Annotated in this window: 8 protein-coding genes and 1 pseudogene; 2 read left to right on the top strand and 7 right to left on the bottom strand. The window is 72.6% G+C overall.

The features are described 5' to 3' along the window. The first annotated feature begins 97 nt into the window (after positions 1 to 97). Positions 98 to 2,122 (top strand): N-acetylmuramoyl-L-alanine amidase, encoded by a 2,025-nt coding sequence (locus J2Z30_RS41775; RefSeq protein WP_044579252.1) that lies wholly within the window; start codon positions 98 to 100, stop codon positions 2,120 to 2,122. Between the two features lie 88 nt (positions 2,123 to 2,210). Here the strand turns inward: J2Z30_RS41775 and J2Z30_RS41770 are convergent, their stop codons facing one another. Then, positions 2,211 to 2,711 carry a hypothetical protein gene (locus J2Z30_RS41770; protein ID WP_044579251.1) on the bottom strand — a complete coding sequence of 167 codons (501 nt, stop codon included), beginning with the start codon at positions 2,709 to 2,711 and terminating at the stop codon, positions 2,211 to 2,213. A 61-nt stretch (positions 2,712 to 2,772) separates the two neighbouring features. After that, positions 2,773 to 5,700, bottom strand: a pseudogene (locus J2Z30_RS41765) (ATP-binding protein). A gap of 252 nt (positions 5,701 to 5,952) precedes the next feature. Between J2Z30_RS41765 and J2Z30_RS41760 the strand changes: the two are divergent. Beyond that, positions 5,953 to 7,053, top strand: coding sequence for an isoafricanol synthase (locus J2Z30_RS41760; RefSeq protein ID WP_044579249.1), 1,101 nt, complete (start codon positions 5,953 to 5,955; stop codon positions 7,051 to 7,053). 33 nt (positions 7,054 to 7,086) lie between these two features. Here J2Z30_RS41760 and J2Z30_RS41755 read toward each other — a convergent pair whose 3' ends face one another. From J2Z30_RS41755 to J2Z30_RS41735, 5 genes are all read right to left on the bottom strand, one after another. Next, positions 7,087 to 8,919, bottom strand: coding sequence for an AMP-dependent synthetase/ligase (locus J2Z30_RS41755; protein ID WP_044579247.1), 1,833 nt, complete (start codon positions 8,917 to 8,919; stop codon positions 7,087 to 7,089). Positions 8,920 to 9,259: 340 nt separating this feature from the next. After that, a complete protein-coding gene (locus tag J2Z30_RS41750; RefSeq protein WP_020873530.1) occupies positions 9,260 to 9,505 on the bottom strand; it encodes a DUF397 domain-containing protein in 246 nt (81 codons plus the stop codon). A gap of 93 nt (positions 9,506 to 9,598) precedes the next feature. Next, positions 9,599 to 10,765, bottom strand: coding sequence for a thiolase family protein (locus tag J2Z30_RS41745; RefSeq protein ID WP_044579244.1), 1,167 nt, complete (start codon positions 10,763 to 10,765; stop codon positions 9,599 to 9,601). Continuing rightward, positions 10,762 to 11,838, bottom strand: a complete 1,077-nt coding sequence (locus J2Z30_RS41740; protein ID WP_044579242.1) for a thiolase family protein — start codon at positions 11,836 to 11,838, stop codon at positions 10,762 to 10,764. Before J2Z30_RS41740 ends, J2Z30_RS41745 begins: the two co-directional genes overlap by 4 nt. Continuing rightward, positions 11,839 to 12,798: a Zn-ribbon domain-containing OB-fold protein gene (locus J2Z30_RS41735; protein WP_044579240.1), complete on the bottom strand. Its 960-nt coding sequence runs from the start codon at positions 12,796 to 12,798 to the stop codon at positions 11,839 to 11,841. It lies immediately after the preceding gene. Positions 12,799 to 12,816: the final 18 nt, after the last annotated feature.

Here is a 12,816-nt window from a genome sequence, read left to right as displayed (position 1 = left end):
TACGAACGTCCGTCCGGGTGACGGCGATTGACGCCACGCCTGGCAGCGCATATCTCTAAGTGGCTCGGCTCGGCCCGGCCCGCTTGAGGAGGCTGCAATGCCAGGATCCGCACAGGACAGCGCCTACGACGCGCACAGAGCCCCGTCCGGCCCCACTCGGAGAGTCACGCTGCGGACCGCGGGAGCCGCGGCGTCCGCCGCCCTTCTGCTCCCGCTGGTCTCCGCCACCCCCGCCGCCCATGCCGACCAGCGCCCGGCCGATGAACCTGGTGCCGACGGCGGGGCCCTGCAGCGCGCCTTCGCGGCCGCTGCCGCCGAGTACGGCGTTCCGCTGAGCGTGCTCCTGGGCGTGTCATATCTCCAGTCGCGCTGGGACGGCCATGGCGGCGCGCCCAGTGTCACCGGTGGCTACGGCCCCATGCACCTCACCGACGCCCACACCGCCCTGCTCACCGCCCCGCACCACAGCCAGGGCACCGAGGACGCGCGCGGTGATCTGGCCCGGCCGCTGAGGGTCCCCAAGGCCACCGTTCCCCAGCCCCGGCAGCTGCCCGCCCGGCTGCGCACCCTCAGCCGCGCCGCGGACCTCACCGGGCTGTCCGCGGAGGCGCTGCGCGGCGACGAGAGCGCCAATGTGCGCGGCGGCGCGGCGCTGCTGGCCGCCACGCAGAAGCGGCTGGGGCTGCCGCCGAGCGAGGATCCCGCCGACTGGTACGCGGCGGTGGCGGCCTACTCCGGTGCCGATGACGCCGCGGCCGCGGCCTTCTTCGCCGACGAGGTGTACGGGGTGATCCGCGGCGGTGCCGCGCGGACGACCGCCGACGGCGAGCGGGTCTCCCTCGACGCGGCCCCCGATACCGCCCCGGACACCCGGCAGCTGCGGACGCTCGGTCTGCCGTCCCGGGCGCGGGATCCGCGGGTCGAGGCCCCCAAGGACGTGTCCTGCGAGTGGATCCCGGCGCCCTACGAGGAGTTCGGGGACAGCGACTACGGCAACCACGACCTGGGCGACCGCCCCTCCTCGCAGTCCGTCGACTACATCGTCATCCATGACACCGAGGGCTCCTGGGACACCACCATCAAGCTGGTCCAGGACCCCACCTATGTGTCCTGGCAGTACACCCTGCGCTCCTCCGACGGGCATATCGCCCAGCATGTGCCGCTCAAGGACGTCGCCTGGCACGCGGGCAACTGGTACGTCAACGCCAAGTCCGTCGGCCTGGAGCACGAGGGGTTCCTGACCGCCCCGGACGCCTGGTACACGGAGGCGATGTACCGCTCCTCGGCGCGGCTGGTGCGCTATCTCGCCAAGCGGTTCGACATCTCCCTGGACCGCCAGCACATCCTGGGCCATGACAATGTGCCGGGCACCACCACCTCCACCATCAAGGGCATGCACACCGACCCCGGCCCCTACTGGGACTGGGCGCACTACTTCACCCTGCTCGGCGCGCCCTTCCGGCGCACCGCGGGCTCCTCCGGCGGCCTGGTCACCATCCGCCCCGACTACGACACCAACCGGCCCGACTACACCGACTGCGAGACGGCGGGCCAGGCCTGTGCCCCGCACGGCTCGTCCGCGGTGCGGCTGCACACCGCGCCGAGCGCGGACGCCCCGCTGGTCAAGGACATCGGGCTGCGCCCGGACGGCTCGGACTCCACGACCGGGGTGAACGACACCGGCGCCCGCGCCACCACCGGGCAGCAGTTCGCGGTCGCGGGGCACGAGGGCGACTGGACGGCGATCTGGTACCTCGGCCAGCGGGCCTGGTTCCAGAACCCCGAGCGGCGGCCGACGGCGGTGAGCGCCAAGGGGCTCGTGGTGACGCCGAAGGCCGGGGCCGCGGAGGTTCCGGTGTACGGCCGCGCCTATCCGGAGAAGGAGGCGTATCCGGAGGGTGTGCCGGTGCAGGCGGTCTCGCCGCTGCCGTACAAGCTGCTCGCCGGGCAGTCCTATCCGCTGGGGCTCAGGGTGCGGGGCGAGTATCTGTGGGCGACCACCTTCGATCCGGCCGGTCACAAGGTGGTGCGCGGCCAGGATGTGTACTACCAGATCCAGTTCGGGCACCGGGTGGCGTTCGTCCGGGCCGCCGATGTGACGGTCCGGCGCTCGGGGAAGTGAGCCTGATGGGCCGTCGGTCCGCCGTATGACGGGCGCCGGGGGCCGTGAGCGGCCCTACGGGCGTCTCACGGCCCCCGGCGAAGGTCTTTCAGCGCTGCTGGAACATCTCCGCGGGCAGCGGCTTGAGCAGCCGGTACAGATCGTCGGTGATCGGCCGGTCCCAGCTGGCGATGGTGACGAGCACACCGTCGCTGCGGTCGAACTGGGCGCAGGAGATCCGGCCCTCGGAGAACTTGATCCGGCGGACGATGAGCAGATTGTCCTCGTGCATGACCGGGCTGTCCTCGGTGTCCACCACCTGGACCGGCTCGTCGTTCCCCAGCGCCGCCAGCAGCTGGGTCACCTCGAACGGCGGCTGGCCCTCGGCAACCTCCCGGGCCGGTGAGCCCTCGGGCAGATTGCCGATGATCATCGCGGGGCCGCGGCCGCCGAACAGGTCGTAGCGCAGGAAGACGCCCTGGCAGGTGCCGTCCGGAGCGGGCAGCAGCCCCGCCCCGAGGTCGCCGGGCCAGTCTCCCGGGTCCATGGCGAGGACGTCGAAGTCCGGCCCGGTGGGCGTGGCGGCGCTGCGGCGGCGGAGGAAGGACATGCGGACATGGTACGTGGCCGCGCGCCGGTTGCCGTGCCGGGGAACGGCCGGGCCGCACCCCTCATCCGGGGTCGGGCGCCGGGCGCTGCGGAAGGCCGACCGTGGGGGTGATGAGCCGCTTGGCCAGCCCGGCCCGGTCGGTGCCGACCTTACGGTAGACATCGGACAGCAGCCGGGCGACCTCACGCTCCTCGAGCCCCGTGGCCTCGCCGATCAGGGCGTCCGACCAGCCCTCGGCGGCCCGCTCGGCGACGCCCTGCTCCTGCGAGGTCAGCGGGCTGGTGTGGTCGACGCGCAGCTGCATGGGGCGCAGCCCGGCGGCGGACAGCTCGTCGCGGGCCCGAGCCGCGAGCGCGTCGGCGCCGCAGCGCACCGCTCCCTCCAGACCGCGGTAGAGCCGGTCGCCGGCTTCCTGGGGCAGGCCGATGCGGCGCAGCGCGGCACCGTGGTCGACCAGCGCCACGGCCAGGTCGTACGCGGCCGGTGACCGCATCAGATGGCTGACGGCCTCGGCCAGCAGCTTGATCCGGTCCGGCCCCTGGGTCACGGTGGCGGCGGTGTGCAGCGCCTTGCCGATGGCGGAGTGGGTGCCGAACTGACGGGCGCGGCGCACCGCGTCGTCGGCGACCTCGGCGGCCTGCCGGGGATCGGTCAGCGCGAGGGCCTGGGCGAGGTGGAGCTGCCAGGGGCACCAGGCGGGGTTGCGCATACCGCGCCCGTCCATGCGGCGGCCGACCTCGGTGAGCTGGCTCCGGGCCTCGCCGTGGAGATTGGCGGCCAGCAGCAGCTCACCGCGGACCGACGGGACATCGGGGCAGAGCGTGGCCTGCGGCAGCGTCTCGCCGCGGTGGCGGGCCGCGAACTCCTGAGCCTCCTGGACCCGGCCCCGGCAGGTCAGCGTTCCGATGAGGGTGCCGACCGCGGTCCAGTGGGCGGGTGTCGAGGAGCCCACCAGATCGGCGATCCGCATCCCCTCACGGGCCAGCTCCTCCGCCTCGCCGAGGGCGCCGCGGCGCAGACGGGCGTAGCCGAGCAGGGTGAAGCCGAACGCCAGGTGGGAGCCGCGCCAGCCCTTGCGCTCGCATTCGGCGATGCCCTTGTTCAACAGCTCCTCGGCACGTCCGGGCTGGTCGCAGTGGAGGAAGACCAGGGCGACCAGGATGGGCACCTCGAAGCCCCAGTCGTCATCGGTCCAGCTGAGGCCGTCGCCGAGGGCCTCTTCCGCGTAGTGCAGGGCGGTGGCGACCGGCTCTCCACGCGTCATCGCGTCCCAGGCGCGCAGCCCCATCAGATAGCGCTCGGCCATGCCGCGGCCGGTGAGGTGGTCCGCGAGCCGGGCGAGCCGCCGGGAGCGGGCGGGCGACTCCTTCTCGTCGGCGCGGAACATGTTCCACATCAGCTGCTCGGTCTGCATCCGCAGCCGGGTGCGGGCGCTGGTGGCCCGCCCGACCTCGTCGGCGAAGACCTGGGCGGCCTCCTCCATCCGGCCGCTGTGGCCATACGCCTGGGCGAGCCGGTAGGTGATCGCCTCGCGCAGCTCGGCGCCGAGCGCGGGCTCCTCGAGCGCGGCCCGCAGATGGTTGACAGTGACGTCGGGCTCGGTGAGCTGGGCGGCGCAGCCCAGCTCGTACAGCACGGCGGCGCGCTCCTCCAGGACGGGCGGTTCACGCAGGGCCCGTGCCAGACAGCGGCGCCCGGCGTCGGGGGCTCCGGCGCGCAGATACTCCCGGGCGGCCGCCCGCAGATGGCGCACCACCCAGGGGTCGCCCTCGGGGTGCATCTCCAGCAGATGCCGGCCGGCGGCCGCGGAGCCCAGGCCCGCGCCGAGCACCACGGTGGCGGCCTGACCGTGCATGGCCACCCGCAGGGCGCCGGGGATGGCCTGGTAGACGGCGGTGGCGATGAGCGGGTGGAGGTACTCCAGGGGCCGGGTGCCGTTCCCGGGGCGCGGCGGGGCCAGGATCCGCGCGTCGACGAGCCGGGCCACCATGTCGGCGGCCTCGGTCTCGCTGAGCCCGGCGACATTGGCGGTCAGCGACGGGGTGGCCTCGATACCGAGGACGGCGACGGCCCAGGCGAGGCGGACGGCGGCGGTGCCGAGGCGGGTCAGCCGGTCGTTGAGCCCGCTGTCCTTGGCCGAGGAGACCAGCTCGCGCAGCGCGGGCAGGTTCTCCGACTGCGGTTTCAGCCGCCGGTCGCGGATCTTGGCGGTGAGCTCGGTGACCTCCCAGGGGTTGCCGCCGGTCATCGCCCAGCACTCGCGGCAGAACGCCTCGTCCGCGTGGTCCCCGAGGACCTCACGGACGATCCTGCCGACTCCGCTCGGGGTGAGCGGCGCCAGCACATGGGGCCGTGATCCCTAGCGCTCGATCAGAGTCCGTATCGCGGCGACGTCGGCGGTCAGATCCTCCGGGCGGTAACCGACGGCGAGCAGCAGGGGCAGGTCGGCGGTGCGCGGAGCGAACCGGGTCAGCCAGTCCAGCGATTCGGGGTCGGCCCAGTGGACGTCGTCGAGGATCATGACGACCGGGGCGTGCTCCACGGCGAAGCGGGTCACCAGCCAGTCGAGGCCGTCGCGGACGCCCTGCGGATCGGGTGCGCCGCCGTGGCCCGAGACCACCAGGCCGACCGCGGGCGCGACGATCTCGTACCAGCCGCCGAGGATCCTGCGGTGCTCGTCCTCGTCGGTCTCCGCGAGCACCGGCTGGAAGAGCTGGCGCACCACATGGAAGGCCGCGCCCTGTTCGTGCTCGCCGCCGCGGGCCCGGAGCACGGTGCAGCCGCGCGCGGCGGCCCGCCGGCGCGCCTCGCCGAGCAGCGCGGTCTTGCCGACGCCGCCGGGCCCCTCGAAGGCGATCACTCCGCCGCCGCGGTTCCCGGTCCCGTCGGCGGGATCCGTGCCGCACAGTTCGGTCAGCGCGGCGTCCACCGCGCGCAGCTCCCGCTCCCGCTCCAGCAGTGTCCGACGCGTCCGGTTCTGTTGGCTCATGTACTCCGCCACGTTGCTTCCCCTCCGGCAGGTGACGCCGAGCGTAGCGCGGATGGCACGCTGCGTAGCTCCCCCATGGGGGGATTTCCGCCGGGCATTGCCAGTGGCACACGCCAATTCACCACCTCCTCTATCGATGCCACGTTCCGCACGCGAGGATGACCGGATTCAACGGGTTGGCCAGATACCGCTTTCGCCTGTGGTATATGCGGGCTCGGGTTGCCCGAACGACGAAGGGGGCGGACACGACTCATGCACACACACGCTGCGCGACCACACGCCCGTCGGACGGCACTGCTGCGCCGGGCGGCCCTGTTCGGCTTTCCGGCCTCCGCGGACCTCAGTCCCGGCACCGAGGCGGCCAGGCACCACACCGTCCAATGGCTCTCGCGGTTCGGCGTCTTCGAGGACCGCGCGTCCGTCGCGGAGTACGACGCGCTCCGCTTCGACGTACTGGCGGGCCTGTTCTATCCCCGGGCGACCGGCGCCGACCTGAACCTGGGCAGTGACCTCGTGGGCTGGTACTTCGTCTTCGACGATCAGTTCGACGGGGAGCTGGGCAGCCGCCCGGAGGCGGTGGCGCGGCTGGTGGCGGACGTCGAACGGATCACCGAAGGGGATCTGACGCACGGTAGGGCGGGCGGCGGCGACGGGCCGCTCCTGGAGAGCTTCCGCGACCTGTGGCGCCGCATCAACTCCGGGCGGCCTCAGGTGTGGCGGGACCGCTTCCGCCACCACTGGCTGGAATACCTGCACTCCTACCACCGCGAGGCCCTGGAGCGGACCGGTGCCCTGGCCGGGTCCGGCGGCGCGGACGCGCCGCGCACGGTGGAGGACGTACTGGCGCTGCGACGCCACTCGATAGGCGTACAGCCCTGCCTCGATCTGAACGAGCCGTTCGGCGGCTATACCCTGCCGCCCGCGCTGCACGGCGGCTTCCCGCTGGCCCGGATGCGGGAGGCTACGGACGATGTGGTGGTCTTCACCAATGACATCGCCTCCCTCGACAAGGAGCTGGCCGTCGGCGACGTCCACAACAGCGTCATCGTCCAGTGGGAGCGCGCGGGTGGTGAACTGGAGGAGGCGGTACGCCATATCGCCCACCTGGCCAATGCCCGGTACCGCTGGTTCGAGGAGACCGCGGCCGAGCTGCCCGCACTGCTCGCCGAGGCGGGGTCCGAGCCGGACACCCACCGCGCCGTGGCGCGCTATGTGAACGGCATGCGGCATGTGATGACGGGCAATCTGGGCTGGTCGCTGCGTACGGCCCGGTACGACGAGCAGGGCACCGAGGCGGTCAGCGGGGGGCGGCAGCGGCCCTGGGCCCAGCTGACCGGCGCTCAGTTGGGGTAGGCCGCTCGACCGCCCTGTTCGCGTAGAGCTCGCTCAGTTCGCGTAGAGCTGCTCGATCTGCGCGGCGCAGAGCTTGTAGACCGCGTCGCGCCGCAGTTTGAGCGAGGGCGTCAACAGCCCTTCCTCCACGGTGAATTCCTTCGGGAGGATGCGGAAGGCCCTGATCGACTCCGCCCTGGACACCGAGAGGTTCGCCGTGGAGACCGCCTGCTGGATCTCCGCGTGCAGCGCCTTGTTCGCCGACGCGTGCTCCCGGCCGACCGGGAGCCGCGCGCCGACCACCTGGTGCCAGCGCCTCAGCATCTCGGCGTCCAGGGTGATCAGCGCCCCGACGAAGGGGCGGTTGTCGCCCACCAGGACGCACTGCGAGATCAGCGGATGCGCCCGCAGCCGCTCCTCCATCAGCAGCGGGGAGACGCTCTTGCCGCCGCTGGTGATGATGATGTCCTTCTTACGGCCGGTGATGGTCAGATAGCCCTCGTCGTCGAGGACTCCGATGTCTCCGGTGCGCAGCCAGCCGTCGCGCAGCGCGGCCTCGGTGGCCTTCGGATCGTCCACATAGCCCGCGAAGACAGTGCCGCCGCGCACCCACACCTCGCCGTCCGGCGCGATGCGCACCGCCGTTCCCGGCATCGGGCGGCCCACGGTGCCCTGCCGGGGGCGGCCGGGCGGCTGCGCGGTGATGGCGGCGGTGGTCTCGGTAAGGCCGTAGCCGTTGTAGACGGTGATCCCGGCGCCGGCGAACATCAGCCCCAGCTCCCGGCTGAACGGTGAGCCGCCGGTGACCGCGTAGCGCACCCGGCCGCCCAGGACGGCTCTCAGCCGCCGGTAGACCATGTGGTCGAAGACGGCGTGGGCGGCCCTGAGCCCGGGGCCCGGCCCCTTCCCCGCGCCCTGTGTCTGCTGCTCGACGGCCGCGGCGTAGCGCACCGCCGTGTCCATGGCCCGCCCGAAGAGGGAGACCTTGCCCGCGTCCTGGGCGGCGGTCCGGGCGGCTCCGAGGATCCGCTCGAAGACGTAGGGCACCGCGAAGACGCAGGTCGGGTGGAAGGACTGGAAGGACGGCAGCAGCGAGGACGGGCTGAGCTCGGGCTCGTGCCCCATGAGGATGCCGCTGCGCACACAGAGCACTTGGACCATCAGTCCGTAGATGTGCGCCAGCGGGAGGAAGGCGAGGATGGCGGGCTGCTGCCCGGGTTCGGCGAAGAGCCCGCTCCAGCCCGCGAACACGGTGTCGCATTCGGCGGCGAGATTGGCGTGGGTGATCATGCATCCCAGGGGCCGTCCGGTGGTGCCCGAGGTGTAGCAGATGACCGCCGTACAGCGTGGTTCGACGAGCCAGCGCCGCTCGGTGACCAGTTCGTCGTGGACCCCGGCGCCGCGCCGCCACAGCTCCGTCACGCACCCCTGGTCCATCTGCCAGATGGAGCGCAGCGCGGGAAGGGCGTCGCAGACGGCGCCGACGGTCATGGCGTCGTCCTCGCCCTCGACCACCACGGCCACGGCCCGCGTCTGGGCCAGGATCCAGCCCACCTGCTCCGCCGAGGAGGTGGGGTAGACGGTCACCACCTGGGCGCCGACGGACCACAGGGCATAGCTGAACAGCGTCCACTCGTAGCGCGTCCGGGCCATCAGGGCCACCCGGTCCCCGAACTGCACTCCCTCGGCCAGCAGGCCCTTCGCCAGCGCCAGGACCTCGTCCCGGAAGGCCGCGGTGGTCACCGGAGTCCACTGGTCGCGGTCGGCGGCGTCGCGCCGGGCGAACTGGACCCGGTCCGGTTCGCGGTCCGCCAGTTCGTACACCGAGTCCGCGAGCCCGCCCGCGCGCAGGGGTTCCACCATCTGAGGGAGACTGAATTCGTGCACGACACTCCCTTTTCAGCCGACTTTCCGCCCCGCGCAACGGGGAGTGGGAGGGAAAACTACCTCCCGGGGCCAAGGCTGCATAGAGCGTGGACGATTCTGTTCCACTCATGGACAGGCCGCACGACCTGCCGGTGTTACCGTGAGTCACGCTCACATTTCGGCATGGGGCGTGAAGGGGTCGTGAAGCCCCAGTGAACTCATGGGACACGGACCCGGAGGCCCTGCGCCGCGATATGAGGCGCCATCAGGCTGCCGCGCGTTCTGATCCTGGCCGATAACACACTACGGGGCGGGCCATCCGGTCCGGCCGGATCCGCCCGCCCCGATCAGCCTCCCCGGTTCAGGTGAGGTCGAACTCGCCCTCACGCGCGCCCAGGACGAAGGCGCGCCACTCGGCCGGGGTGAAGATCAGCGCCGGGCCCTCGGGGCGGCGGCCGTGGCGCATCGCGATGAATCCCTCGATGAAGGCGATCTCCACATCGCCCACGCCCTGGCTGCTCGACTGCCACTGGGCGCCCGAGAGGTCGAGTTCGGGCTTCTCGCCGCTTCCTGTCAGTGGCTGTTCGGTGGTGGTGGTATCGGCCACGTCAGCTCATCCTCCCGCATCGTCGTCCGCGCCCCACCCTAGCGATCGCGGCCGGTGCCGCACAGGCCACGAAAGGAGGAGTGAGCAGGAGACTCACCCGGCGGGTGAAGTGTCGGCGACCACCCACATCGAGAAGAACTGCGAGCCTCCCCCATAGGCGTGGCCGAGCGCCTTACGGGCGCCGTCGACCTGGTGTTCGCCCGCTCGCCCGCGCACCTGGAGCGCGGCCTCGGCGAACCGCAGCATGCCGGACGCCCCGATGGGGTTGGTGGACAGCACCCCGCCCGAGGGATTGACCGGAAGTTCGCCGTCGAGCTCGGTCACCCCCGACTCGGTGAGCTTCCAGCCCGCCCCCTCGTCCGCGAAGCCCAGGTTCTCCAGCCACATGGGTTCGTACCAGCTGAAGGGCACATACATCTCCACCGCGTCGATCTCCCGGCGCGGGTCGGTGATCCCGGCCTGGCGGTAGACATCGGCCGCGCAGTCCCGACCCGCCCTCGGCGAGACGAAGTCCTTCCCCGCGAAGAGCGTCGGCTCACTGCGCATGGCGCCGCCGTGCATCCAGGCGGGCGGATACGGGGCGCGGTCCGCGCCCGCTCGGTCGGTGAGCACCATGGCGCAGGCGCCGTCCGAGGAGGGGCAGGTCTCGGAGTAGCGGATGGGGTCCCACAGCATCGGGGACGACCGCACCTGGTCCAGCGTCAGATCGTGCTCGTGGAGATGCGCGTAGGGGTTGCGCAGCGCGTTGCGGCGGTCCTTGTAGGCCACGAGGGCGCCGATGCCGGGGGGCGCGCCGGTGCGCCGCATATACGCCCGGACGTGCGGGGCGAAGAAGCCGCCGGCCCCGGCCAGCAGCGGCTGCTGGAAGGGGATGGGCAGGGACAGCCCCCACATGGCGTTGGACTCGGACTGCTTCTCGAAGGCGAGGGTGAGGACGGTCCGGTGGACACGGGCGGCGACCAGGCCCGCGGCGACCAGCGCGGTGGAGCCGCCGACCGAGCCCGCGGTGTGCACGCGCAGCATCGGCTTGCCGACCGCGCCGAGCGCGTCGGCGAGGTACAGCTCGGGCATCATCACGCCCTCGAAGAAGTCGGGGGCCTTGCCGATGACGACGGCGTCGATGTCCGACCAGGTCAACTGGGCGTCCTCCAGGGCCCGTACGGCGGCCTCCCGGACCAGCCCGGCGATGGAGACGTCCCGGCGTGCCGCGGTGTGCTTGGTCTGGCCGATCCCGACGACGGCCACCGGCTCCTTCGTCACGAGGCATCCCCTTCCAGGACGGCCACCAGGTTCTGCTGGAGACAAGGGCCCGAGGTGGCATGGGCGAGGGCCCGGTCGGCGGCGCCGCGGTGGATGGCGGCGGCGGCCTCGCCGAGGCGGATCAGCCCGGCGGCCATCATGGGGTTGGCGGCGAGCGCCCCGCCGGACGGATTGACGCGTACGTCCTCGCCCAGCCGCAGCGCACGGCGGAGGATCAGCTCCTGCGAGGTGAAGGGCGCATGCAGTTCGGCCAGGTCGACGGGGGCCTCGAAGGCGCCCGCGCGCTCGGCGGCGAGCCGGCTGGACGGGGAGCGGGTGAGGTCCCGTACGCCGAGGCTGTGCGCCTCCGTCCGGTGGTCCATGCCGCGGATCCAGGCGGGGCGGCGGCAGAGCCGGCGCGCGGTGTCCCCGGCGGCGAGCACGACGGCGGCCGCGCCGTCGCCGACCGGCGGGCAGTCGTGGCGGCGCAGTGGCCGCACCAGATACGGCTCCTCCAGGAGGGCGTCGGGCGGGGGTGAACCGGCCAGCTGGGCATGGGGGTTGTCCTCGGCGGCGGTCCGGCTGCGCGCCGCGACCCCGGCCAGCGCCCGCTCGTCGGCGACGGTGTCCCCTGTGTCCTCCGCGTCGAGCAGCGCCTGGGCCTGGAGGGCGGCGAGGGAGACCGAGTCCGGCCACAGGGGCGCCACGTAGTACGGGTCGAGCTGGCGGGTCAGGACCTCCCGCAGGTCGCCGGGCGAGGACTTGCCGTAGGAGTAGACGAGCGCGGTCTCGGCCTCGCCGGTCAGCAGCCGCGTCCATGCCTCGTACAGCGCCCAGGCGCCGTCCATCTCCACATGGGACTCCGAGATGGGCGGCCAGGCGCCGACGCCGTCGAGGGCCATGGTGAAGGAGAAGGCGCGGCCCGCCAGATAGTCGCAGGAGCCGGAGCAGGTGAAGTCGATCTCGCCCGCCCGGAGTCCGACGGCGTCGAGCACCTGGTGGAGGACGGGCATCAGCATCTCGACCTCGGAGATCTCCGCGGTGTCGCGCCGGTGGTCGCTCTGGCCGAAGGCGACGATGGCCACCTCTCGCATCTACAACAGCTCCTTGTAGGTGTCGTAGTCGGCGTCGGGTTCGCCGGTGGGGCGGTAGTGGTCGGGGTAGCGGCCGTCCTCGCTCCATACGGGCTCCACGCGCAGCCCCATGCGCACCTCGTCGTAGGGGATGCCGCCGATGCGCGCGTGGAGGGCCAGATCGGCGCCGTCCAGGGCGATATGGGCGTAGACGTACGGCACCTCGATATCGAGGTTGCGGGCCTTGATGTTGACGATGCAGAAGGTGGTGACCGTGCCCCGCGGGCCGACCTCCACCTGCTCGGCGGTGGCGACGCCGCAGGTGGGGCAGGCGCCCCGGGGCGGGACGTACACCTTGCGGCAGGACGGGCAGCGCTCCCCGTAGGTGGCTCGGCCCGCGAGGGCCTTCAGATAGCGCGACTGGGCGCGGCCGGGCGCGTAGGTGTAGTCGAGGCGGGCCGGGGCCACGATGCTGCGGACGGGATCGGTGAACGTACCCGTGTGCGGCACGGCCTCGCCGCCCTCGGCGCCGTCGTACGGTTCGAAGCAGGCGATGTCGGTGATGGCACCCTCGCGCTCCGCGGCCCAGCGGATCCGCACCCGCATCCCGGTGCGCACGGCGTCGGGGCCGGGTGCGTCGAGGGCGTGGAGGAGGGCGGTGTCCGCACCGTCCAGCCGCACCAGCACCCAGGCGAAGGGGGCGCTCAGGGGCTGGCCGCGGCGCGGCGAGGGGTTCCAGGCCCAGGTGGTGACGGTGCCGGTGGGGGCGACCTCGACGAGATCGGCCAGCTCGTCGGCGGTGACCGGGTCGTATTCGACGGGCGGCACCAGCACCCGGCCGTCGGTGGTGCGCACCCCCAGCACGGTGCGTGTCCGCAGTCCGGTGAGGAAGGCGCTCTGCACCGGGCCGAGGGAGCGGGTGAACGGGAACTCGACGACCAGAGGCGCCTGGAGCACCTCGGGTGAGGGGGCCGGGGTCATGGCGGTGCGTCTCCTTCC

Source organism: Streptomyces iranensis, assembly GCF_017874715.1.
In the GTDB taxonomy this organism is placed as follows: domain Bacteria; phylum Actinomycetota; class Actinomycetes; order Streptomycetales; family Streptomycetaceae; genus Streptomyces; species Streptomyces iranensis.
The sequence above is the reverse complement of the archived record's forward strand: the minus strand, read 5'-3'. Positions and strand labels throughout refer to the sequence as shown.